The sequence below is a fragment of the Nonomuraea solani genome (genome assembly GCF_900108335.1).
GTDB classification, from domain to species: domain Bacteria; phylum Actinomycetota; class Actinomycetes; order Streptosporangiales; family Streptosporangiaceae; genus Nonomuraea; species Nonomuraea solani.
Genome location: NZ_FNVT01000008.1, coordinates 93,341 through 116,625, shown reverse-complemented (window position 1 = coordinate 116,625; position 23,285 = coordinate 93,341). Strand labels below are relative to the sequence as shown.

Annotated in this window: 22 protein-coding genes; 8 read left to right on the top strand and 14 right to left on the bottom strand. The window is 71.1% G+C overall.

Features of this window, described 5'->3' with window-relative positions:
- Window positions 1-24 precede the first annotated feature (24 nt).
- The gene (locus tag C4V41_RS64405; RefSeq protein WP_235030426.1) at window positions 25-1,923 is read left to right on the top strand and encodes a serine/threonine-protein kinase; all 1,899 of its coding nucleotides are present in this window, start codon (window positions 25-27) and stop codon (window positions 1,921-1,923) included.
- Window positions 1,924-1,952: 29 nt separating this feature from the next.
- Window positions 1,953-2,546 carry a GNAT family N-acetyltransferase gene (locus tag C4V41_RS28120; protein WP_235030425.1) on the top strand — a complete coding sequence of 198 codons (594 nt, stop codon included), beginning with the start codon at window positions 1,953-1,955 and terminating at the stop codon, window positions 2,544-2,546.
- A 162-nt stretch (window positions 2,547-2,708) separates the two neighbouring features.
- Here C4V41_RS28120 and C4V41_RS28115 read toward each other — a convergent pair whose 3' ends face one another.
- The 4 genes from C4V41_RS28115 to C4V41_RS28100 all read right to left on the bottom strand — a co-directional run bounded on the left by C4V41_RS28115 (window position 2,709) and on the right by C4V41_RS28100 (window position 8,285).
- Window positions 2,709-3,365, bottom strand: a complete 657-nt coding sequence (locus tag C4V41_RS28115) for a hemerythrin domain-containing protein (protein WP_103958960.1) — start codon at window positions 3,363-3,365, stop codon at window positions 2,709-2,711.
- Window positions 3,366-3,424: 59 nt separating this feature from the next.
- Window positions 3,425-7,117, bottom strand: coding sequence for a protein kinase domain-containing protein (locus tag C4V41_RS65405; RefSeq protein WP_103958959.1), 3,693 nt, complete (start codon window positions 7,115-7,117; stop codon window positions 3,425-3,427).
- Between the two features lie 91 nt (window positions 7,118-7,208).
- Entirely contained in the window at window positions 7,209-7,763 is a 555-nt protein-coding gene (locus C4V41_RS28105; protein WP_103958958.1) for a GNAT family N-acetyltransferase, read from the bottom strand.
- A gap of 12 nt (window positions 7,764-7,775) precedes the next feature.
- Entirely contained in the window at window positions 7,776-8,285 is a 510-nt protein-coding gene (locus C4V41_RS28100; RefSeq protein WP_235030424.1) for a shikimate kinase, read from the bottom strand.
- A gap of 38 nt (window positions 8,286-8,323) precedes the next feature.
- Between C4V41_RS28100 and C4V41_RS28095 the strand changes: the two genes are divergently transcribed.
- Together C4V41_RS28095 and C4V41_RS28090 are read left to right on the top strand one after the other, a co-directional pair.
- Window positions 8,324-8,605, top strand: coding sequence for a hypothetical protein (locus C4V41_RS28095; RefSeq protein ID WP_103958957.1), 282 nt, complete (start codon window positions 8,324-8,326; stop codon window positions 8,603-8,605).
- A gap of 13 nt (window positions 8,606-8,618) precedes the next feature.
- Window positions 8,619-9,002, top strand: coding sequence for a ChaB family protein (locus C4V41_RS28090; protein ID WP_103958956.1), 384 nt, complete (start codon window positions 8,619-8,621; stop codon window positions 9,000-9,002).
- Between the two features lie 60 nt (window positions 9,003-9,062).
- Here the strand turns inward: C4V41_RS28090 and C4V41_RS28085 are convergent, their stop codons facing one another.
- The 3 genes from C4V41_RS28085 to C4V41_RS28075 are packed head-to-tail and all read right to left on the bottom strand — an operon-like array spanning window position 9,063 to window position 12,199.
- On the bottom strand, window positions 9,063-10,889 hold the full coding sequence (locus C4V41_RS28085) for a transketolase (RefSeq protein ID WP_103958955.1): 1,827 nt from the start codon (window positions 10,887-10,889) through the stop codon (window positions 9,063-9,065).
- Between the two features lie 31 nt (window positions 10,890-10,920).
- The gene (locus C4V41_RS28080; RefSeq protein WP_103958954.1) at window positions 10,921-11,934 is read right to left on the bottom strand and encodes an SDR family oxidoreductase; all 1,014 of its coding nucleotides are present in this window, start codon (window positions 11,932-11,934) and stop codon (window positions 10,921-10,923) included.
- Window positions 11,935-11,941: 7 nt separating this feature from the next.
- The gene (locus tag C4V41_RS28075) at window positions 11,942-12,199 is read right to left on the bottom strand and encodes a hypothetical protein (RefSeq protein ID WP_146103810.1); all 258 of its coding nucleotides are present in this window, start codon (window positions 12,197-12,199) and stop codon (window positions 11,942-11,944) included.
- Between the two features lie 55 nt (window positions 12,200-12,254).
- Here C4V41_RS28075 and C4V41_RS28070 point away from each other — a divergent pair, with 55 nt between their 5' ends.
- Genes C4V41_RS28070 through C4V41_RS28060 form a run of 3 tightly spaced genes read left to right on the top strand, consistent with a single transcriptional unit; the run spans window position 12,255 to window position 14,331 of the window.
- A complete protein-coding gene (locus tag C4V41_RS28070; protein WP_235030423.1) occupies window positions 12,255-13,298 on the top strand; it encodes a DNA topoisomerase IB in 1,044 nt (347 codons plus the stop codon).
- Window positions 13,299-13,343: 45 nt separating this feature from the next.
- Window positions 13,344-13,592 (top strand): BON domain-containing protein, encoded by a 249-nt coding sequence (locus C4V41_RS28065; protein ID WP_103958951.1) that lies wholly within the window; start codon window positions 13,344-13,346, stop codon window positions 13,590-13,592.
- Window positions 13,585-14,331 carry a metallophosphoesterase family protein gene (locus C4V41_RS28060; protein ID WP_200824277.1) on the top strand — a complete coding sequence of 249 codons (747 nt, stop codon included), beginning with the start codon at window positions 13,585-13,587 and terminating at the stop codon, window positions 14,329-14,331. The genes C4V41_RS28065 and C4V41_RS28060 overlap by 8 nt, the downstream gene beginning before the upstream one ends.
- 32 nt (window positions 14,332-14,363) lie before the next feature.
- Here the strand turns inward: C4V41_RS28060 and C4V41_RS28055 are convergent, their stop codons facing one another.
- From C4V41_RS28055 to C4V41_RS28050, 3 genes are all read right to left on the bottom strand, one after another.
- A complete protein-coding gene (locus C4V41_RS28055) occupies window positions 14,364-16,145 on the bottom strand; it encodes a PP2C family protein-serine/threonine phosphatase (protein ID WP_103958949.1) in 1,782 nt (593 codons plus the stop codon).
- Between the two features lie 135 nt (window positions 16,146-16,280).
- Entirely contained in the window at window positions 16,281-16,430 is a 150-nt protein-coding gene (locus C4V41_RS63170; protein WP_020543887.1) for a GPGG-motif small membrane protein, read from the bottom strand.
- 188 nt (window positions 16,431-16,618) lie between these two features.
- Window positions 16,619-17,113 (bottom strand): DUF1360 domain-containing protein, encoded by a 495-nt coding sequence (locus C4V41_RS28050; RefSeq protein WP_103958948.1) that lies wholly within the window; start codon window positions 17,111-17,113, stop codon window positions 16,619-16,621.
- A gap of 96 nt (window positions 17,114-17,209) precedes the next feature.
- Between C4V41_RS28050 and C4V41_RS28045 the strand changes: the two genes are divergently transcribed.
- On the top strand, window positions 17,210-17,806 hold the full coding sequence (locus C4V41_RS28045) for a nucleotidyltransferase (RefSeq protein WP_103958947.1): 597 nt from the start codon (window positions 17,210-17,212) through the stop codon (window positions 17,804-17,806).
- On the opposite strand, the gene secA2 is transcribed toward C4V41_RS28045, so the two are convergent.
- The 4 genes from secA2 to C4V41_RS28025 all read right to left on the bottom strand — a co-directional run bounded on the left by secA2 (window position 17,807) and on the right by C4V41_RS28025 (window position 23,140).
- The gene (secA2, locus tag C4V41_RS28040; RefSeq protein WP_103958946.1) at window positions 17,807-20,008 is read right to left on the bottom strand and encodes an accessory Sec system translocase SecA2; all 2,202 of its coding nucleotides are present in this window, start codon (window positions 20,006-20,008) and stop codon (window positions 17,807-17,809) included.
- A gap of 121 nt (window positions 20,009-20,129) precedes the next feature.
- On the bottom strand, window positions 20,130-20,996 hold the full coding sequence (locus tag C4V41_RS28035) for a DMT family transporter (RefSeq protein ID WP_103958945.1): 867 nt from the start codon (window positions 20,994-20,996) through the stop codon (window positions 20,130-20,132).
- A 159-nt stretch (window positions 20,997-21,155) separates the two neighbouring features.
- Complete coding sequence (locus C4V41_RS28030; RefSeq protein WP_103958944.1) at window positions 21,156-21,971, bottom strand: SAM-dependent methyltransferase; 816 nt, start codon at window positions 21,969-21,971, stop codon at window positions 21,156-21,158.
- Window positions 21,972-22,060: 89 nt separating this feature from the next.
- Window positions 22,061-23,140, bottom strand: a complete 1,080-nt coding sequence (locus C4V41_RS28025; protein ID WP_103958943.1) for an acyltransferase family protein — start codon at window positions 23,138-23,140, stop codon at window positions 22,061-22,063.
- Window positions 23,141-23,285: the final 145 nt, after the last annotated feature.

Below are 23,285 nucleotides of genomic sequence, written 5' to 3'. Positions count from 1 at the left end.
CACGTCGGGCCTACGCTGCTCTGCATGCGCAAACGGGTGATCGACGACCGCTTCGAACTGATGGAGCGGCTCGGCGGCGGGGGCATGGGCCTGGTGTGGCGGGCCTGGGACGTGGCCCTGCACCGTGAGGTGGCGCTCAAGGAGGTACGCCCTCCCGACCCCCTGATGGACGAGCAGGACCCGGCGGGCGCCCGTGAGCTGCGGGCCCGGGTGCTGCGCGAGGCGCGCGCCCTGGCCCGGCTGAACCATCCGCACGTCGCCACCATTCACCACATCGTGGACCCGGGCGAGCAGGCGTACCCATGGATCGTCATGGAGCTGGTCTCCGGCGGGTCGCTGCAGGACCGCATCCAGCGCGGCCCCATGCCGCCGCAGGAGGTGGCGCGGCTCGGGCGCGAGGTCTTATCGGCCCTGCGGGCGGCGCACGCGGTCGGGATCCAGCACCGCGACGTCAAGCCCGCCAACGTCCTGCTGCGCGAGGACGGGCGGTCGGTGCTGACCGACTTCGGCATCGCGGCGGTGCGGGAGTCGACCAGCCTGACGGCGACGGGGTCGTTCATCGGGTCGCCCGAGTACATGGCGCCCGAACGCATCAACGGCGTCGAAGGCGATCCGGCCTCCGACCTGTGGTCGCTCGGCATGATGCTGTACGTGGCGGTGGAGGGGCGGCATCCGCTGCGCAGGAGCACGACGCTGGCGACGCTGGCGGCCGTCCTCAACCAGGAGGTGCCACCGCCGGAGCGCGCCGGGGCGCTCGGACCGGTGCTCCGCGCCCTCCTCAACCGGGACGTCGCGGCCCGGCCGGACGCCGAGACGCTGGACCGGATGCTGGCGGCCGCGACCACGGACCAGAGCTTCACCCCGGGCCCTGCCCCCGCGACCCCGGACCAGAGCTTCACCCCAGGCCCTGCCCCCGCGACCCCGCCCGGCCCTTCCAGCCACTCCGGCCCCTCGTCCTACCCCGGTTCCTCCTCCCACGCCGGCCCGTCGGCCCATCCCGGCTCCCCTTCGGCTCCCTCCGGCCCGTCGTCCTACCCCGGCTCTTCCTCCCCCTATTCAGGGCCGTCCGCTCCCGGAGGGCCGGGAACGGTCCCGCCCGCTCACTCGGGCCCGTACTCGGGGTCGCCGGGTCAGACCGGGCCGTCCGCCCGGCCCGGGGCGGTCGGTGGCGGTAACACCGTGCCGCCCGGTTACGGGTCGCAGCCGCCTCCGTGGGGTGGGAAGCCGGTTCCGGAGTCGGGGACGCTGAACACGCGCCGCTCCCGCCGCCGCAAGGGCCTGGCCGGGGCGGCGGTGGCGATCGCGGCGGCGCTGTCCGTGACGGCCGTCGTGGTGGTGGGCGTGCTGGTGTGGCGCTTCCTGCCGCTGATGGATCCCAACGCCGGTGAACAGATCGCGGTGACGTTCCGCCCCGGCGAGGGCGGCGAGCAGTCCCGCGAGCAGACCGGCGAGCCGACCGAGAAGGAGAGCACCGCTCCGAAGAACCTGCTCACCCCGGCCGGCATGCGAGCCATGATCGCCAAGATCAAGCCGGTCATCGGCGGCACCAAGGTCGTCAAGATGGTCGTGTACCCCGACTACGCCTCCTTCGACGCCCCGCTCAAGAAGGACCCGGAGCTGTACGACAGCTACTCCTACCGGGACGGCGCCGTCAGCCGCACATCGACCGGCGGCGAGGTCGACACCCCTCTGGTGGACCTGGCCAAGTTCAACTGGAACGCCGTCCCGGGCCTGCTCAAGAAGGCGGACAAGGACCTCGGCGTCCCCAAGCCCACCACCCGCTACCTGATCGTGGACCCCGACTACGCCTTCGCCTCCACGCGTCAGGTGCTGCTCGTCTACGTCTCCGACGAATATCGGCGGGGCGGCTATCTGGTCGCCCACCCCAAGGGCAACGTCCTCAAGCTGTACCCCAACGACTAGTGCTCTGACCGCATGGGTTCGCCGGGTCGGTGGCCGATGAAAAGCGATTGCCTCGGGACCAGGGCTCATGTTGGCTGGTCGGCATGCCTGACCTGCGTACCGATCGCCTCGTCTTGCGCCGATGGCGTGACTCCGACCTTGAATCGTGGGCGGCGATGAATGCCGACCCCGAAGTCCGGGAGCACCTGGGCGACCTGCTCACCCGCGAACAGAGCGATGCCTCCGTGTCGCGATTTCAGGCCGAGTTCGACCAGCGAGGCTACGGGTGGTGGGCGGTTGAGGTGGCGGCCAGGGGTGAGTTCATCGGCTTCGCGGGCTTGGATGAGGTGGACGACCACATGCCGTTCACGGGAGTGGAGATCGGCTGGCGGCTCGCCCGCTCGGCCTGGGGCCAGGGCTACGCCACCGAGGCCGCGCTGACCGTCCTGGCGCACGGCTTCGACGCCCTTGAGCTTCCTGAGATCCTCGCCGTCACAACGGCCACCAACCTTCGTTCCCAGGCGGTGATGCGCCGGATCGGCATGACCCGCGACCCGGCCGACGACTTCGACGACCCCACCGAGCCCGAAGGGCCACTGCGTCCGAACGTGCTGTACCGCATCACCCGTACCGCGAGGACCTGACCCTGACCCGCCGCAGGCGGTCCGGCTACCCCACGTCCGGCCCGCGCCCCTTCGCCCGCCACAGGTCGACCGGCCGCACCACCTCCGGTCCCTTCTCGGTTTCTCCAAGGGACCCTGGCCGAAGTACGGGGCGGGGAAGTTGTGGTGGCGGGCGGAAGTGGGTTAGCCGAAGGCTGCGCGTTCGTGGCGGGTGTAGCGGCCTCGGGAGAGGGTGACCAGCAGGCGCAGTGGCGCGCCCGCGCCCGCCAGCAGCCGGGCGGCCTCGTCCGCCGTGGCGTGCCGGAGCAGCCACGGCGCCGTGAACGTGAGCTGGCCGAACGATGCCCGCCTGGCCACCTGCCGCTCCGCCCACGCGTAGGCGTCGTAGGGAACGAACCGGGAGATGATCGGGAACAGCCGGGACTCCTCCTCGTCGATGTGCTCGTCGAGCAGGTCGAGCAGCTCTCCAAGAGCCCGGGCGAGCGACCGCCGGTCCCCGCCGAGGGCGGCGCGGCACTGGTCGAGGACGGGGCCGAGGGCCTCGTGGTCGTCGGTGTACGGGCTGAGGTCCACGGCCCGTCCCGCCGTCCGCTCCACGATCGGCCAGAGGACGTCGTCCTCGTTCGCGTGGTGGTGGTGCACCTCGACCAGGATCGAGGCCGCGTACCGGCGCGCCGCCCGCTCCCGGTGGCCGGTCAGCGGCCCGTCCCCGCCCAGCAGGCCGGTCAGGCGGCGCAGGTCGGTGAGCATGGCGCGGTGGATGACGTACATGGACGTGAGGTCCGGCTCGCGCTCTCCGTCGTTGCGGGGCGATACGTCCGGGATCTGTACGGTTCTCATGCGGCCAGCATGAGCGAGCCCACTTTTCGTCCTCTGGTCGCCGACTTGGCGCGGGCGGGTCAGCAGACGTCCTGGTAGCCGGTCTCCGGGATCAGCCGGGTCCACTCCGCCTTGCTCAGCGGCCCACCAGCCCTGGCGCACACCTCCTGCGCCGTCAGCGCCGGATCGACCGGGCTCTCCCGTACGGTGCCGTCGAGCGCCACGCCCCGTAGCCGCCTGCCGTCCTGGCTGAAGGCCAGCCCGGCGGCCCACGACCCGATCTGGCCGACCTCGCGCTGCGTCCCCGTGTCCCAGAGCGACGTACGGGTGGCGTCGATGGCCAGCAGGTCGCCCTTGGGCGAGAAGCGCAGTTCGTCCACCGGGTCCGCGCCTGTCTCGATCGTGCCGAGCGGGCGGCGCTCGCGTACGTCCCAGAGCAGCACCCGGCCGGTCTCCAGCCCGAACGCCAGCCTGTCGCCGTCGGGGGAGAAGGCCAGCGCGGTCGGGGCGGCCCCGCCGTTGGCGCGGGCGGCCAGGTCGAGCGGGGTGATCACGCCGGTGCGCAGGTCGAGCAGGTTCGCGCCGGCGGCCAGCGTCGAGCCGTCGGGGCTGAAGGCCAGCGCCAGATCGCCCGCCCCCTCGTACGCCTTGATCCGGCGCCCCTCCTGTACGTCCCACGTCTCCAGGGTCTTGCCCCGTGCGGTGGCCAGCGTGCGGCCGTCGGGGGAGAGCGCCACGGCGAGTACGTCGCCGCCCGGCTCGATGGCGGCGATCTGCCTGCCGCCCGCCACCTCCCACACGGTCACCGGGTCGCCCGCGACGGCCAGCAGCCGGCCGGCCGCGTCGAAGGCCAGGTCACCGGCGGCGGCGATGCGTCCGAGCTGCTTGCGCTCCACGGTGTCGGTGATCTCGATCGCGTCACCGACCTCCTTGGCGACGACCCGGCCGTTGCCGGAGAAGGCGGCGGTGTGACCCTCCTCGGACGGGACGGGCAGTCCGGAGACGTCGAGCGAGACGACGGAGCCGGTGCCGCTCAGGTAGCGCAGCGCGCGTCCGTCGGCCGAAAACGACAGGCCGTGGCCGGGGTCCTTGAGGGGGTAGGCGCCGGCGAGGCGGCGTTCGGCCACGTTCCAGACGCGTACCTCGCCCTGGCCGGGGAGGGCGAGCAGGCTGCCGTCGGGGCTGAAGACGAGCGGGCCGGCCGCCGCGCCCGGCACCGCCTCCAGCCCGTCCACGACCTCCACGCCCCACACCCCGCTCCCGCGCTCCTTCGCATCGGCTTCGGGGTCGCGGGCGCCCGTTTTGGCAGTCTTCACGCCGCCATCCGCCCGGAAGACGCGCCCTCGCTCAGGCTTGGCGCTCGCCGAAGCCCGCGCCGGGCCGGACAGGACGTCCGGGCCCTGCGCCGGACCCTGCGCCGGACCCGGCTGAGCGTCCGTACCCTTCGCGGGCTGAGCGCCCGGGCCCTGGGACGCGACGGTGCTGGGGCCCGGTTGCGAGGCGCCCGCGCTGGGATTCGGCTGGGACGCGACAGCGCTGGGCTTGGACGCGGTGCTGGGGCCGGGCTGCGACGCGGTGCTGGGGCCAGGTCGCGACGCGACGGTACTCGGGCCCGGCTGGGACGCGACGGGGCCGGGCTGGGGCGCGGCCGTGCCGGGGGGATGGAGGGCGGGGGGGTCGTCCGCGCGGAGGACCTCGGCCCCCCGGCGGGCGGCGCCCGGCCGTTCGGCCGCCACGAGCGTGACCCCGTCGCGTCCCGCCACCGCCAGCGTGGCCCCGTCAGGGCTGAAGGACAGGGCCGGGGCCGCCGCGTCCGCGCCGGTCAGCGGCTGGACCTCCACGACCCCCGTCCGGGTCCGAGGTGAAAGGTCCCACAGCTCGACCCGCCCGTTCAGCCCGGACAGGGCCGCCCTGGACCCGTCGCGGGAGAGCGCCACCTTCCGGTCGGCCACGTCGAAGAGCACCTTCACCCCCCGGTACACCCGGGTCCGGTTTCCCCGGCTGATGGCGTAGGCGGTCCCGGCGGCCGGCACCCGCCCGGTGGTCACGTCGAACGGCCGGCCGTCGCCACCCTCCGCGAACCGCCCGTCGTCGCTCAGCGCCATGGCCCCGGCCGGCAGTGTGTACGACGACGTCCGCTTCCCGGCCGCCACGTCCCAGACCGTGACCGTCCCGGTGTCCCATTTGACCAGCTCGTCCCCGCGCAGCAGGTAACGAGCCCGCTGGTCGGGGGCCGGATCGGTGAACACGCCCAGCTCCGGCTGCACAAGAGAGGCCTGCAACGCGGCCCGCGCCTCCACCACCGGGGACAGCCGCCACGCGGCCACGCTCAGCCGCATCGCCGTACGCGGATCGGCGGCCCGCATCGCCTCCGCCCTGGCGGCCACGGCACGCGCGTCGGCCTCGATGAGCCGGCCGCGCAGCTCGTTCTGGCCGTGCACGGACACCACGGACATGGTCACCGCGACCGCCAGCACCGCCCCGACCGTCGCCAGCGAGGGGACGAACAGCTTCCTGCGCTGCTTGGACAGGGTCACGCTGTCGTTGATGAAGTCGCGTTCGAGCTGGTTGAGCCGCAGGTGCCGGCGCTTGGTGGCGGCCCAGCCGAGCGCCGTGTCCAGCGCCTGACCGCGATAGAGGTGGCTGCGGCCGCGCCGGTGCTCCGACCAGTGCCTGGCCGCCTCGCGGATGCCGCGGTGCACCTCCATGCCGTCGCGCTCCTCGGCGACCCAGCCGCGCAGTCGGGGCCAGGCCCGGTAGAGGGCGGCGCTGGCCGGGGCCACCCGGTTGTCGCTGACGGCGACGAGCTTGCCCACGGCGGTCTCGACGGCGGGCACGCGGACGCTGCGGCGTACGAGGAGACCGGCCTCCATGAGCGGGTCGAGCACGTCGCCCTCGTCATGCGGGCTGTCGCCGTCGAGCAGGCGCAGCAGCAGCCCCGGCACCTCCTGCTGGCGGGCGGGCGTGAGCGACTGGTAGACCTCCTCGGCCACCTCGCCCAGCGACCTCGGCCCCGTGTATTCCTCGGGCGGGCTCAGCTCGGCGCCGCCCTCGATCACCAGCTCGGCCACCGGGGGCCGGTCGGCGGGGTCCTTGGCCAGCGCGCGCCCGACCGGCTCGCGCAGCGGCTCGGGCAGCAGGCTCAGGTCGGGGTCGGTGGTCAGCAGCCGGCGCATGACCCCGCCGGGGCTGTCGCCGCGGAACGGGTCGCGCCCGGTGGCCGCGAACAGCACCACCGCGCCCCACGCGAACACGTCGGCCGCCGCCTCGGGCACCTGCCCGGTCAGGACCTCCGGAGCCTGGTAGGTGTGCGTCCCGCCCACGGTTCCGCCCACGGGCAGCCCCAGCTCGATCACCTTGGGACCACCGGCGGCCAGCAGCACGCTCTCCGGGTTCAGCCCCCGATGCGTCAGCCCGGCCGCGTGCAGCGCGCGCAGCGCGGACGCCAGCGCGCCGGCCAGCGCCACCAGCTCGGCGCCCGCGTAGGGCCCGTGCAGCTCGACGGCGCACCGCAGATCGGGCCCGTCCACGTATTCGCTCACGACGTAGGGCACGCCCTTGTCGGAGCCGACGGCGACCACCTCGGCGAGGTGGCGGCAGGTCACCTGCTCGAAGCTGCGCCCGACCTCACCCCGCGGCACCGTGACCGCGTATCTGCGCCCGTCATCGTCGTAAGCGTCGTAGACGACGCCGCGCCCGCCCGCGCCGAGCCTGGCCGCCAGCCAAAAGCCGCCAAGCCTCTCGGGGTCACCGGGCACCAAGCGCAACGTCACTGATGCTTAGATGCACGACACCGCCCATAAGTTGTCCGGAATGACGCCACAGGTCCCCCGCGCGCCTCGGGGGACCCATGCGTCATGATCATTATGCCAGGCTTCCCCATCGAGCCTGCCATTCCGGTCGAAGGATGGACATGAGCACCGCGTCGTGCCATTCGCCGTCCCATCGCAGGGCGTCGCGCTCGACACCCTCCTCGACGAAGCCGATCTTCTTGTAGACGTGCCGCGCCCGCTCGTTGAAGGCGTAGACGGCCAGCTTGACGCGGTGCAGCGGCGTCGTGCCGAACGCGTGGCCGAGCACCAGGCCGATGGCCTCGGTGCCGTAGCCCTTGCCGAACACGCGCGCGCCGACCAGCGCGATGCGCAGGTTGCAGGACAGGTTGTCGGTGTCGAGTTCGTTGAGCACGACCTCGCCCACGTAGTCGTCGTCCGCCATGATCGCCAGATCGAGGCGTTCGGTGTGCTCGCCGCGGGTGGCGTACCACCGGCGGGCGTGCTCGGGTTCGACGTGGCCGTGCGAGCCCGTCAGCCGGTGCACCTCGGGGTCGGAGATCAGCTCGATGAGGCCGTCGGCGTGCTCCGGGCCGGCCGGGCGGAGCGTCACGCGCTCGCCCTTCAAGGTGGGTTTCTCGGCGAACATCTCCCCTGGCTATCAGCCCCGCTCGCCGGTCGGCAATCCCCATTCCCTGAGGACCGCGTCGCGTACCTGCTCGGGACGGAGCACGCCGACGTCGCAGACCAGGTCGGCCACCTCGCGGAAGTACGGCTCACGCCGGGCCCGCATGGCGTGCGGGTCGAAGTCGGGGCGGTGGTCGCTGGAGCGCATCCGCTCGGCCAGCACCTCGTCGGCCGCGTCCACCCAGACCACGAACGCGTCGCGGAACGCCGCGCGCACCTTGGGATCCTCGATCGTGCTGGCCGCCGCCGCGATCACCTTGGGCTCGCCCGCCAGCTCGTGCAGCACGTGCTCGGCCTCGTAACGGTGCAGAACGTCGGCCCCGTCGCGGACGGCGAGCTGCGCGGCCGTGCCGCCGTACCGCTCCACGAGGAACGGGTCACTGTCGCTGAACGGCAGGTCAAGGGCGGCGGCGAGCAATTTGCCGGCGGTCGTCTTTCCGGAGCCCATGAGCCCGATCACCACGATTGGTTTGTTTTTCGCCATGTGGATAGAGGTTCCTTCGTGTTAAGGAGGTAAAGCCGATGACCATCGCCGGAAGCATCATCCTCATCATGCTCGGTGCGATCCTCACCTGGGCCGTCGAGTTCGACCTTGCCGGTCTCGACATCAACGTAGTTGGCGTCATCCTCATGCTGGGTGGCCTGGCCGGACTGCTGTTCGGCATCTACCGGATCGCTGTGACCCGCCGGGCCGTCGGCCCCATCGACGAGCCGGTGCACCGTCACGAGATCTACGAGGAGCCCGAGGCGCGCAGGACGACCGTCTACGAGGAGCGTCGCCGCTACGACGAACCGCCGCTGTAGGAGGTGTATCGACGTGCCAGGAGTCGACGAACTACCCGCAACCGTCAAACGCTCGCCGAAGAAGGCGCAGAACACGTGGATCAAGGCGCACGACTCCGCCGTCAAGGAATACGGCGAGGGGCGCCGCGCGCACATGACGGCGTTCTCCGCGCTGAAGCACTCTTTCGAGAAGGTCGGCGACCACTGGGAGCCGAAGCCGGCGAAGGGCCCGTCCGACAAGGGCGCCACGGACCGCTCCGGCCGGACGGACGAGGGCGTGAACGCCAACGCCACCAAGGAACATCTGCGGGGCGTGGCCGCCAGACTGGGCGTGGCCGGCCGGTCGCGGATGACCAAGCAGGAACTGGTGGATGCCATCAAGAAGGCGAACAGGAAGGCCACGGCGAAGTCTCGCTGATCGCCGTGCGCACCCGAGGGCCGACGAGAGATCGCCGGCCCTCCTTCCTGTCCATGGTGTTCACAGCAGCCGCTTGACGGCCGCCGCGATCGCCCGCCGGTCGATCTCCGCGTCGGCGAGCTGCTCTTCCGGGGTCGCCGAGCCGGGCAGCCCCGTCACGGCCAGCTTCACCACCCGCGGCCCCAGCTCGCTCACGGCCTCCAGCACCGCGTCGCCCAGCCCGCCCTCCAGCCGATGGTCCTCGACCGTGATCAGGTTGCCCGTCGTGGTGGCCGCCTCGATCAGCGCGGCCGTGTCGACGGGCTTGATGGAGTAGAGGTCGATCACCCCGACCGGGACCCCGGCCGCCTTCAGCTCGTCGGCCGCCGCCAGCGCCTCGTGCACGGTCACACCGGCCGCCACGATCGTGGCCCGGTCGCCGGCGGACTGCCGCAGCACCCGCGAACCGCCCACGGGGAACCGCTCGCCCGGCTGGTAGATCACCGGGGTGTCGCCCCGCGTGGTCCGCAGGTAGGAGACGCCCTCCAGGTCGGCCATCTCGGCGGTCAGCGCCGCCGCCTGGTTGGCGTCGCACGGGTAGAGCACGGTGCTGCCATAGACGGTACGGACCATGGCCAGGTCTTCCAGCCCCATCTGCGAGGGGCCGTCCTCGCCGATGGACACCCCCGCGTGCGACCCGACCAGCCGGATCGACGCCCCGCTCACCCCGGCCATCCGGACGAAGTCGAACGCCCTGGTCAGGAATGCCGCGAAGGTGGCCGCGTACGGGACCCAGCCGCGTACCTGCATGCCGATCGCGGCGGCGACGAGCTGCTGCTCGGCGATGTACATCTCGAAGAACCGCTCGGGGAACTCCTTCCCGAACGCCTCCGTCTTCGTGGAGTCGGCCACCTCGCCGTCCAGCGCGACGACGTCCCCCCGGGCCGCCCCGAGCGCCGCCAGCGCCCGCCCGTACGCCGTCCGCGTCGCCACCTGCCCTCCGACCTCGAAGGACGGCAGCTTCAGCGCCTTGCCGTCGAACCGGTACGGCGTCGCGTCCAGCTCGGGCGGATGCACCTCGACCCGCACCGAACGGGACCCGCCCAGCTCCTCCACCGCCTTGTCCGGATCCTTGAGCGCCTTCCCGTGGGCGCCCTCGCGGTTCTCGACCTCGAGCACCCCTTCGCCCTTGCGCGTCTTGGCCAGGATCACGGTGGGCCGCCTGCGCGTGTTGCGGGCGTCGCCCAGGGCGTAGTCGATCTGCCCGGGGTCGTGCCCGTCGATCTCGATCGTGTGCCACCCGAACGCCCCGAACCTGCGCGCGTAGGCCCCGGTGTCCCAGCCGTGCCGGGTGGGCCCGCGCTGACCGAGCCGGTTGACGTCCACGATCGCCGTCAGATGCGCCAGCCCCTCGGCCCCCGCGTGCTCGGCGGCCTCCCAGATGGACCCTTCGGCCAGCTCGCTGTCACCACAGAGCACCCACACCCGGTACGGCATCCGCTCCAGCCGCCCGGCCATAGCCACCCCGACCCCCACGGGCAGCCCCTGCCCGAGCGAGCCCGTGGCCACGTCCACCCAGGGCAGGCGCGGCGTCGGATGGCCTTCCAACCGGCTGCCCCGCCGCCGGAACGACAGCAGCTCCTCGTCGCTGACGGCGCCGGCCGCCTTGTAGAGCGAGTAGAGCAGGGGAGAGGCGTGGCCCTTGGAGAAGATCAAGTGGTCGTTGGCGGGGTTGTCAGGGTGGTCGAAGTCGTAGCGGAGGTGGCAGGCGAACAGCACGGCCATCAGGTCGGCCGCGGACATGGACGAGGTGGGATGGCCGGATCCGGCCGCCGCGGCCGCGCGTACGGAGTCGACGCGCAACTGCGCGGCCAGCTCGGCCAGGTAATGAAGATCGCGTTCAGGCATCGAGGCCCCCTAGAGTGAGTTTCAGCCCGTGCTAGGAGCGCTTGAAACGACGGTACGCGGCCACCGCGGCCGCCGCCGCGCCCCCGGCCAGCGTCAGCAGGACCGGCCGCCGGTGCTGGGAGAGCCAGACCTGCGGGCTGCGCGTGTGGGAGCGGCCGTCGAAGGTGCCGTGCGCGCCGTAGTCCGCCGACTCGTCCGCTGGCTTCCACAGGTTCGACACGCCGCTCGGCGCCTTCTCGTCCGTCTGCTGGGACTGGATGCCGGTCTTGGCCAGGTAGCGGTCCACCAGGGCCGGGGCCACGCGCTGCGCCAGCAGGGTGGCCACCGTGCTGGCTCCCACCCAGTACTCCTTGCGCTCCGGGTGCTCGGCGGCGTACACGATCGCCCTGGCGGCGACCTCCGGCTGGTAGATGGGGGGCACGGGCTGCGGATGGCGGCGGAGCTTGGACAGCACCCACTCGAACTGGGGCGTGTTGACCGCCGGCAACTGCACCAGCGTGATGCCGATGTTGCTCCGGTCGGCCAGCAGCTCCGTGCGCACCGACTCGGTGAAGCCCTTGACGGCGTGTTTGGCGCCGCAGTAGGCCGACTGCAGGGGGATGCCGCGATGCGACAGCGCCGAGCCCGTCTGCACGATCGCCCCCGCGTTGCGCGGCCCCATCAGCTCCAGCGCCACCTTGGTGCCCCAGACGTAGCCCAAATACGTCACGTCGGTCGTGCGGGCGAACTCGGCCGGCTCGATGTCGGTGAACTTCGCGAACACCGAGGAGAACGCGGTGTTGATCCAGACGGAGATCGGGCCCATCTCCGTCTCGATGCGCTCGGCGGCCTCCCGCACCTGGTCGTAGTCGGCGACGTCCGCCTCGTAGACCTGGCCCGTGCCGCCCTCCGTCCCGACGTCCACGGCGGCGGCGCCCAGGCCGGCCGTGCCCCGCGCGATGAGCGCCACCTTGGCGCCCTGGGCGCCGAGCTCGCGGACGACCGCACGCCCCACCCCGCCGCTCGCGCCCGTCACCACTACTACCCGCCCACGAAGTGGTGCCATGTCGAAATCAGCCCGCCTCTCCGTCACTCCGCTGCTTCTGACGCCGTACGGCCAGCACGATGTCGACGATGGTGACCACGGCCAGGGCCACGGCGATGCCGACCATGACCGGAGCCCCCGCGATGAGGCCCAGCACCGCGAACGCGAACAGGAACACCAGGGCGAAGGAGCCCACCCTGATGTGCACCACGTCGCGTGGCGTCGCGGGCACCATGGCATGACCTTTTCGGTCCCGTTCCTCGTGCCACTCTCCGTTATCAGACATGCCGCTCACCTGCCCTTCCCGTTTGCCGCCTAACGTCGGGGGTAGCCCGCCTTCCGTGCCCGAGGCAGAAGCACGTAAGGAGCCCCAGCCCGCCGGGCTGCACCCGAGCGACCAGAGCGAGCCGGGCATCTCGCGGCGCCGGCGCGGGCGCGGGTTCAGCTACCAGGGACCCGACGGGCGGCCGGTGCGCGACCCCGCCATCCTGGAGCGCATCAAGGCCCTCGTGATCCCGCCGGCCTGGACCGACGTGTGGATCTGCGCCTCGCCCGACGGGCACCTGCAGGCCGTGGGCACGGACACCGCGGGACGGCGGCAGTACCGCTACCACGACGTGTGGCGCGAGCAGCAGGACCGGGCCAAGTTCGACCGGGTGCTGGAGGTGGCCGAGCGGCTGCCCGCGTTCAGGAAGGCCGTGGACGAGCAGCTCCACGGGCGCGGCCTGACCCGGGCGCGGGTGCTGGCCACGGCCGCCCGGCTGCTCGACATCGGCTTCTTCCGCATCGGCGGCGAGAGCTACGACACCTACGGCCTGGCCACGCTCAGGATGGAGCACATCGTCTGCGCCAACGGCATCGTCACCTGCTCCTACCAGGCCAAGGGCGCCATCCTGCGCGAGGTCGAGGTGGCCGACCCGGCGGCCTGCAAGGTGCTCAGGGCGCTCAAGGCCGCGGGTGCGGAGGGCGACGAGCTGCTGCGCTATCGCCGGGCCGGCGGGTGGGCCGACATCAGGAGCGAGGACATCAACGAGTACCTGCGCGAGAGCATCGGGTACGAGGTGACCGCCAAGGACTTCCGCACCTGGCACGCCACCGTGCTGGCGGCCGTCGGGCTGGCGGTGTCGCGGCCCGCGGCCAAGGAAGGGACGGCCAGCAAGCAGCGGGCGATCGTCCGGGTGATGCGGGAGGTGGCCGAGTATCTCGGCAACACGCCGACCGTGGCGCGGGCGTCGTACGTGGACCCCCGGGTGGTGGAGGCGTACGACCAGGACAAGACCATCGCGGCGGCGCTGACCGAGCTGGGCGCGGACGCCGATTTCGGGCAACTTGCCACTGCGGGTCCGGTGGAACAAGCCGTTATTCGCCTGATTCGTGCCGTTTGAGCTGTTCATGCCCGGGCATGCGCCGACAAGAGAAGGAGGCGAGTGATGGAAGCTCCGCAGTACGTCGCGGCCCGTGTCCAGCAGGCGCTGGCCGAGGACGCGCGCACGCACGAGCTCGGAATCCGCGTCGACATACGAGGTGACCAGCTGTTCCTGCGCGGCGAGGTGTCCGGCTTCGAACAGCGGGAGAGGATCGGTCAGGTGGCGAAGGAGTCCGTGCCCGATCTCCACGTGCACAACGAGATCAATGTCGTGGAGGCGCCCAGGCCAGGGGAGGATGAGCATCTTGACTGACCTTCGGATCGCGGCCGTCGGCGACATCCACCTGGGCGAGGACGTCAGAGGCCAGTATCGGGCCAAGCTCGAAGGCATCGAGGACCGGGCCGACGTCCTCATGCTGGCGGGCGACCTGACCAGGCACGGCACGCTGGAGGAGGGCCGGCTGGTGGCCGACGAGCTGCGCGACCTGCCGATCCCGGCCGTCGCCGTGCTCGGGAACCACGACTACCACTCCGACATGCAGTACGAGATGGCGGGCGAGCTGCGCGACGCCGGGGTCATCGTGCTCGACGACGACGGCGTCGTGATCCAGTGCGGCGACCACAAGCTCGGCGTGGTCGGTGGCAAGGGGTTCGGCGGCGGGTTCGCGGGCAAGAGCGCCAGTGAGTTCGGCGAGCGCGAGATCAAGAACTTCATCGCCCACACCCGCTACATCGCCGAGGCGTGGAAGGTCGCGCTGAAGGAGATCGTGGCCGACCAGCGCGTGGTGCTGTCGCACTATTCCCCCATCAAGGAGACGCTGGAGGGCGAGCCGCCGGAGATCTACCCCTTCCTCGGGAGCTATCTGCTCGCCGAGGCGGTCGACACGGCCGGCGCCGACCTGATCCTGCACGGGCACGCCCACAAGGGCAGGGAGAAGGGCATGACGCCCGGGGGCATCAGGGTGCGCAACGTGGCGCTGCCCGTGATCGGCCGGGCGTACGCCGTCTACTGCCTGGAGTGCGACGACGGGTTCACCGGCGAGGGCGTCTAGAGCGCTTGCACGGCGAGGGCGTCTAGAGCCGTCTAGAGCACCCGTACGGCGATGACGCACACGTCGTCCTCGGCGCTCTCTCCTCCCATACGCCGCAGCAGGCAGGAGATGACCTCCTCCGGATCGTCGGCGGTGCACGAGCCGGCGGCCTGGACCAGGGCGTTCATGCCGGTGTCCAGGTCGTGGCCGCGCCGCTCGACGATCCCGTCGGTGTAGAGCACCAGCAGGTCGCCCGGTTCGAGCGGGGTGCGGGTCATGCCGTACTCGGTGGCGTCGAAGGCCCCCAGCATCATCCCGGGCACCGCGTCCACCAGCTCGGCCCGGCCCTCCCTGATCAGCACGGGTGCGGGGTGGCCGGCGTTCGTCCAGCAGAAGCTGTGGTCCTCCGGGTCGAAGTGGCCCACGATCGCGGTGCCGGTCACGGTGACGCCCTCGCTGGAGTGCACGATGAGGTCGTTCAGCCAGGTGGTGAGCTGCCCCGAGTGTGCCCCCGTGTAGGCCAGCCCGGCCAGGCCCGAGCGCATCTGCAGCATGATGCTGGCCGCGGTCAGCCCGTGGCCCATCGCGTCCCCGATCGCCAGCAGCACCCGGCCGTCGGGGATCAGGCGGGCCTTGAACCAGTCGCCGCCCAGCCGGGTGAGCTCCTCGCCGGGCAGATACCGTACGGCGGCCGTCAGCCCCGGCAACTGGATGAGGCCGCGGCGGATCGGCAGGATCGTGTTCTGGAGCTGGACCGTGACGCGGTGCTCCTCCTCAGCCCGCTTGCGCTGCCGGTGGGCCTGCTCGTGCGCGACGGCCAGGGCCCGCTCCTTGCGCCGGTTCTTGGTCACGTCCTGCACCAGGGAGCGCACCTTGACCGGCAGGCCGTCGGTGTCCAGGATCGGCTCGCTGAACACGCTGAGATGCCGGATCCCGTGCCGGTGCTGGATCCTGAACTCGCTCTCGACCGCCTCACGGAACTCCAGCAGTGAGCGGATCTGGTCCTCGATCACCGGCAGATCCTCGGGCACCACCACGGTCGGCAGTTCCTCCAGGGCCATCGGCCCCGCGGCGCGTTCGCGGCCGAACATCTCGTACATCTGGGCCGTCCACAGCGTGCGCGCCGTGGCCAGGTTCCACTCGCCCCAGCCCAGCTCGGCCAGGCGCTGGGCGCGTTCCCAGCCGGAGACCAGCAGCTCCTCGTCGTCGAGGGCCCGCCAGCTCACCAGCAGCCCGTCGTCCACCCGCGCCGCGCGCACGCTCAGCGTGGCCGGCCAGATGAGGTAGTCCATCACCTCGACGAACTCCACCGGCTCCCGGTGCACGGGATCGCCGGTCTCGTAGACGGTGTAGTAGTCGTCGAGCAGGCCCGAGCTGGCGACGCCCGGGCTGGCCGTCATGAGCCGGCACCCGACCAGCCCGGCGCCGGTCCGGCCGTCGAGGGTGCGGGCGTGCCGGTTGGCGGCCAGGATGAGGAAGTCCACAACGCGGCCCGTGGTGTCCTTGACGGGGGTGAGGTAGAGGGCCGAGGCGTGCACGGCCTCCAGCATCCCGTCCACCCAGGCGGGCGCTTCGAGGGGACTCCTGTCCTCCTCGGGCGGCCGTTCGACGCCCTTGGCGACCTCGACGAGCCCGAGCCCGCTGTGCTGCGCCGTCCTGGCGAGCTGTTCCGCTGCCTCGCCAGGACGGATGTTCAGCTGAGTGGCCAAGCGGGCGGTGGCCTCGTCGAGGATGGCCTCGCTGCGCAGGTCGTGCCGCAGCCGTGCGATCTGATCACGAACTCTCGCCGAGGCCGCGCCGGATTCGAAGCGGCTGAACGGCGGATATTTGCTCACACGTTCCTCATGCCCGAGGGGTACGGGCTAAGGATCGCTTATGACGATATTTCGGCAAAAGTAAGGTACCGCTGGGCCGTTCTCGAGGATCGGCCCAGCGGTAAGGATGGACTGGTATCAGGGCGCCTGACGCGCCTAGACATTGAAGATGCTGACCCCGCCAGGCCCGACCAGGAAACCGAGAACGATGAGCACGATCCCCCAAAGCAGGTCGCGCCGGGCCAGGATGACGTAGATCCCGGCGATGACGAGGATTACTGCGATGATCCAGAGCAAAGTAGCCATGCGCCAGCAACTGCCCTGGGGTACGCATCCCTAACATGTTTCCCTCCGCCGTTACGGGCCGGGGAAATTCCATGACGACATTCGGCTATCTCCTGTCGTGCGAGGAACACGGCCCTCAAGAGCTGATACGGCAGGCCAAGACGCCGGCGCCGTCTTCGTGACGAGCGCGAGGTCCTGCCGAGAGTCCGCTAGTCGCTTTCCCCCGCCGACTTCATGAGCTTCGCGTAGGCGAGCTGCAGCCAGTCCGAGATCGCCACCGCCGTCATCGTCGCTCCCACGAGCCTGGTGGCCTTGGGGGCGAACACCAGCCCGGCGGCGTACCCGGTGGCCACCCACTGCGCCAGGCAGAACGGGCAGGCGAGCAGCTCGCCGATCGCGCCGCGCGGCTTCTCCTGGACCTCGGAGGGGCCGGCCTGTCCCTCGTATCGGGTGAACGGGGCCCGGAGCGGGCTCGTGACGGGGTCCTTGGCCAGCCGCCGCGACACCTTGTGCGTGCACGCCGCCATCAGCAGCAGGTCCATCGTGCCGATCTCGTCGGGGGCCTTGCGGCCCGCCCACACCGCCGCGACGGCGGCCACCGCCACCGTGCCCCCGTACGCGCTGAGCAGCCCCAGATAGCCCTTGAGCGGCCGGTCGTGGCCGCCCTCGTAGTCCCGCTCCGTCTTTTCCAGCATTTCGGTCATAGCCCCTGGCGCTACCCCCAGGCCCTGCCCCTACTCGCGACGCGTGTTGCCCCAAGGGCAACGTCTAGTTGACGATCGTTTGGGTAGCCCGAACTCATGAGCAGCCACGGTCACGCCGTCACCGACGCCATCCTCGACACGCTCAAGCGCGCCAGCTCCGGGCTGAAGGATGCCGGAGTGAAGTTCGCGCTGGCCGGGGGGTGCGCGGCCTACGCGCGGGGCGCGGCGCCGTCGCTGCACGACGTCGACTTCGTGCTCACCGAGCACGACGTGCCCGCCGCCCTGGAGGCGCTGCGCGGGCTGGGTTTCCAGACGGCCAAGCCGCCGGAGGACTGGCTGGTCAAGGCGTACGACGAGGGCCGGCTGGTGGACCTGATCTTCCGGGTGTCCGACCTGGAGATCACCGACGAGCTGCTCGACCGGGCCGAGCCGCTGAAGGCGTCGGCGGTGATCGTGCCCGTCCTGGAGGCCACCGACCTGGTCATCTCGTGGCTGCTGCCGCTGTCGGAGCACGCCTGCGACTATGGCGCGCTGCTGGCCCAGGTGCGGGCGCTGCGCGAGCAGGTCGACTGGCCGCGGGTGGCCGCCGTGACGGCGCACTCGCCGTACGCGGCCACGTTCATCACCCTGCTGGAACGGCTGGGCGTGCTCGACGGCCCGATCGAGCCGCTGGGCGACCCCAAATGGCCCTGATCAGCCGCGCCGCGTCGCCGCGGTCACCCGCTTGAGGATGCGGTCCCACTCCGTGCCGAACGGGTTGTCCTGCACCAGGTAGGTCCACGTCGCCGTCGGCCGCCCCAGATCCGGCTCCGGCGCCTCGAACGACTCCAGCGAGCGCCGCTCCACCTCGGCCAGCATCGATTTGTACTCCGCCACCGCCTCCCGCTGGAACTCGTCGACCGGGCTCATCCGGCCCAGCGCGCGCAGGTGGATGCCCTCGCGCAGGTCCGTCAGGAACGCCAGGTGCTCGGTCCAGCAGTTGTCGATGGCGTGCAGGACGATCTGCCTGGCCACGTCTTCGCGGGTCTCCTCGTCCATCGACTCCCAGCGCTCGGGGTCTTTGCCGGCCAGCGCCTTGCCGGCGGCGTCGCCGTGCAGGACCTTGTCGCGCCACTCCAGGATGAGCTCGCGCTGGTGCTCAAGCAGGCGCGTGAAGCGCCAGGTGTTGCGGTGGATCTCCAGGTTGACGCCCTCGGCGACACGCTGGGCGTGGCCGACCAGGTAGGCGCCGCGCCGGTGGCGGACGATGCCGTCGGCGTCGGCGGCGGGCGGCCGCTCGTCGGGGACGAACTGGGTGATCAGGTCGTCCTGCATGCTGACGAAGAACACCGAGCCGCCCGGGTCGCCCTGGCGGCCCGCGCGGCCGCGGAGCTGGTCGTCGAGGCGGCTGCTGGCGTGGCGGCCGGAGCCGATCACGTAGAGGCCGCCGAGCTCGGCGACGCCCTCACCGAGGCGGATGTCGGTGCCGCGGCCCGCCATCTGGGTGGAGACCGTGATGGCGTCGCGCTCGCCCGCCCTGGCGATGATCGTGGCCTCTTCGGCGTCGTTCTTGGCGTTGAGCACGACCGGCTCCATGCCGCGCCGCTGCAGCAGCTTGGCGAGGTTTTCCGACTCGGCCACGTCGAGCGTGCCGATGAGGATGGGGCGGCCGGTGGCGTGCGCCTCCTGGATCTCCTCCACGAGCGCGGCGTCCTTGTCGGGGACGGTCGGGTAGAGGCGGTCGGGCTCGTCGGTGCGCACACAGGGCTGATTGGACGGGATCACCGCGACCTTGAGACCGTAGAACTCGCCGAGCTGCTCGCTGACGGCCACGGCGGTGCCAGTCATGCCGCAGATCTGCGGGTAGCGGCGGATCAGGCCCTGGACGGTGATCGAGTCGAGGATCTCGCCCTTCTCGCTCGGCGGCAGCGCCTCCTTGGCCTCCACGGCCGCCTGCAGGCCGTTGGGCCAGCGCTGCAGCAGCGCCACCCGGCCGCGCGAGGGGTTGATGAGCTGCACCTGGCCGTCGCGCACGATGTAGTCGACGTCGCGGGCCAGCAGCGCGTGGGCGTGCAGGGCCAGGTTGAGCTCGATCAGGTTGCCGGGCTCGTGCTCGTCGTAGAGCTCGACGCCGAGCAGGTTTTCCACGCTGTCGGCGCCCTTGGGCGTCAGGTAGACGTTGCGCGCCTGCTCGTCGATCTCGTAGTGGTAGCCGCGGACGAGCTGCCTGACCAGCGCCGCCATCTCCGGCACCGCGCTGCCCGGGTCGGCCGCCCCGGCCATCACCAGCGGCACGCGGGCCTCGTCGACGAGCACCGAGTCGGCCTCGTCGATCAGGGCCACCTCGGGCGCGGGCACGATGAGGTCGCCGGCGTCGGTGCGCAGCCGGTCGCGCAGCACGTCGAAGCCGATCTCGCTGACCGGCCCGTAGGTCACGTCCTTCGCGTACGCCGCGCGCCGCTCCTCCGGCGTGGAGCTCTGCCCGATCCAGCCCACGGTGACGCCGAGCGCCTCGTAGAACGGGCCCATCCATTCGGCGTCACGCCTGGCCAGGTAGTCGTTGACCGAGATGACGTGCACCCGCTTGCCCTGCAGCGCGTAACCGGCCGCCGCCATGGCGCCGGAGAGGGTCTTGCCCTCGCCGGTCGCCATCTCCGCGACCTTGCCGTCGAGCAGGGCCAGCGTTCCGAGCAACTGCACGTCGTAGGGCCGCAGGCCCAGCGTCCGGTCGGCGGCCTCGCGCGCGATGGCGCAGAACTCGGCCAGATCGTCCATCTTCGGCTCGGGCAGCTCGTCGAGCTCACCGATCCGGGCGGACCGTCCGTCGGCCGCCTTGACGATCTTCTGGTAGGAAGTCAGGGGAACCCCGCCTGGACGATCCAGGAGGTTCCTCAGTATTCCCTTAATCGAGGCCACAGTTCCTCCAACGCGCGCTTCGCCGACACCGTTCCCTCTTTCAAGGGAGGGCCGCGGAGCGACGATACGGCAAGCGTCGCCGTACCGGACCCTAACTCATCCGGCGCCCTGCGCCGTCACATCACGCCGCATCGGCACGTGAGGCGAGTACGGCGACGGCGGCCAGCAGCAGCGCGCACCCGCACCAGGCCAGGGGCGTGAGCCGCTCGCCGAACAGCGCCACGCCGAGCAGCGCCGCGCCCACCGCCTCGCCGAGCGAGATGATCGACACCGTGGTGGCCCGCAGCGCGGTGAGCGCGCGGAAGAACAGCCCGTACGCGAGCGCGGTCGGCACCGCCCCCAGATAGGCCAGCAGCCCCAGCGACGTCCAGCTCACTTCGGGCACCACCCCTTCCATCAGCGCGAACGGCGCCAGGCACACCGCGCCGACGAGGAACCCGCCGATCGCCATGCCGCGCGGGTCGTCGTCCTTGTGGCGGCGGGAGAAGAGCGTGACCCCGGCGTACCCGGCGGCGGAGATCAGGGCGAAGGAAATGCCCGCCATGGACGACGCGCGGGCCTGCAGGGCGCTCTCGCCGGTGAGCAGGGCGAGGCCGGCCAGCGCGGCGGCCAGGGCGGCGAGCGCGGTCCTGCCGAGCCGCTCGTGGAGCAGGAAGCGGCTGCCCAGGGCGGTGAAGACGGGGGTGGCGCCCATCGTCACCACCGTCGCGACGGCCACGCCGGACTGGGCGATCGCGGCGAAGTAGGCGGCCTGGTAGACGGCCATCCCGACGCCGGCGATCAGGACGCGCCCGTTGATCGCGCGCAGGACCGGCCGGGCCAGGACGAGGAGGAAGACGGCGCCGAGCAGGTAGCGCCACAGGGACACGCCGAGCGGGCCGAGGCCGCCCGTCTGGAAGAGCAGGGATCCGGCGGCGCCGCCGGTGCCCCAGGCGGTCGCGGCGACGGACACGTAGAAGGCGCCCCGGCGGGCGGAGACATGGGTCATGACAGGGGTGCTCCGAAAGGAGTGGTCGAAAGAGGGCCCGTATGCGGGCAGCGACCACCCCCGGATCTGTCAGACCCGGAAAATCAGGAAATGCCGCCCGCTACAGGGCGGGCGGAGGGGAACAGATCAACCGGTGCGGCATGCGGCCACCTTATCGCCTCAGGGCTTCCGCGCGACCCCGCCCAGCAGGAGCTCCTCCCAGGGCGCCAGCGGGCCGGGGATGCGCTCGTCGGGATGCCACTCGGGAAAGTGCACCACCCCGGGCTCGACCAGCACCAGGCCGTCGAAGAAGCGCAGGATGGCGGCCTCGTCGCGGAAGAACCCGGTGCCCATGGTGGCCTGCAGCATGACCTCCAGCGCCTTGGCCTTCGGGTTGTCGGAGGCCAGGAAGTTCGAGGCGGCCAGGTAGCTGCCGGGGGCCAGGGCGTCCATGTAGCGCCGGATGAGCGCGTGCGGGTCCTCCTGGTCGGAGAACAGGTGCAGCAGCCCGATGACCAGGATCGCCGTGGGCTGCCGCACGTCGATCAGGGCGCGCAGGGACGGGTGACCGAGCACGGCGTCCACGTCGCGGGCGTCGGCGGTGATGGCGTCCGCGTACGCGTTGCCGTGCAGGATGGCCCGCGCGTGCGGCTCCACCATGGGGTCGATGTCGACGTAGACCACCCGGGCCGCCGGGTCGGCGAACTGGGCCACCTCGTGCGTGTTCTCCACCGTGGGCAGCCCGGCGCCGAGGTCGATGATCTGCCGGATGCCCGCCTCGCGGATCAGGAAGTCGACGACCCGGCCGATGAAGGCGCGGTTGCACCAGATGAGATCGACCACCTCGGGCACCGCGGCCTTCAGCTTGCGGGCCACCGACCGGTCGGAGGCGAAGTTCTCCATGCCGCCGAGCAGCGCGTCGTGCACTCTCGCCACACTGGGCCGCTCAGGATCGACTCCGGGAGGAGCCCACTCGTGTCCGCCATCGAGACTCATCCTGCTCCCCTTACACTCCGTGACGCGGATCGTATCCACATCAGGGGCTCCCGGTCCGCTTCTGGCGAGCGGTTGTCAGGACAGTCAGCTCATCCTGTCGGGCTCCCCACGGGTTGCTTCGACTCGACCGGCTCGCGTTTCGACAGCAGCCGCTTGATCCTCGGGGCGAGCGGTCGCTCGACGAACCGGTGCACCAGGTACGCGGCCCCCAGCATCACCAGGATCAGCCCCACGACCAGCACGTACTTGTTGACCGTGCCCTCCAGCCTGGCCAGCAGGATGAAGCCGACGTGGGCGTGCAGCAGATACAGCGGGTACGTCAGCGCTCCCGCCGCCACCATCCCCGGCCGGGCCAGCGGCCGGGTCACGCGCAGGGCCACGAACGTCATCACCAGGAAGATGAGCACGACCACGGCCGTGATGATCACGGGCGAGTACGTCACCGAATACCGGTTACCCACCGACTCGGAGAACCCGATGGCCCGGTAGACCGCGTTGCCCAGGCAGATCGGCACCAGCAGGGCGATCTGCCAGTTCAGCCCGAACCGGTAGAACATGAACAGCGCCATGCCCGCGATGAAGTAGTGCGAGAACTCCGACTGCACGATCAGGTCCGCCTTCCCCGGCAGGATCCCGAACTGCACCAGGAACGTCAGCGCCAGCCAGCCCCACAGGGCCGCCATGACCCGGCCCTTGGTCATCCCGATGAAGGTCAGGGCCAGGATGAGGAAGTAGAACCGCATCTCCGCCCACAACGTCCAGTAGACGACGTCCACGTTGTCGATATTGGGGACCGCCTGGAACATCGTCAGGTTGGCCAGCACCTGCGGCAGCGTCACCGAGAACAACTTCTGCCCCAGGGTCACGGTGACGACGGCCGTGACCGCGAGGCCCACCCAGTACGCGGGATAGAGCCGCACGACCCGCGACACCACGAACTGGCGCGGGGTCCTGCCCCACGCGCTCATCAACACGACGAACCCGCTGATCAGGAAGAACAGGTCCACGCCCAGATAGCCGTACTTCGCCCACGCGCTCTCGGCGACGAAGGTCACGTTCGTCTTGCCGTTCGCCCACCCCGAGAACAGGTAGTGGAAGAGCACGACGAACAGCGCGGCCAGCAGGCGGAGGCCGTCGATCTCGTATAACCGCTCTGACTTGACTCGCATGTTGTCTCCCGTCCGATGGCAAGAGGGTGGTGGCAACAGCTTGATAGATGGTTAAAGAACGTCAAACGTATTCTTACGGGTTTACCGGGATACTGACGGGTAGCTGGGTCTATGCCCGAGAAGACGGAAAGAAGAGAGGGGACGA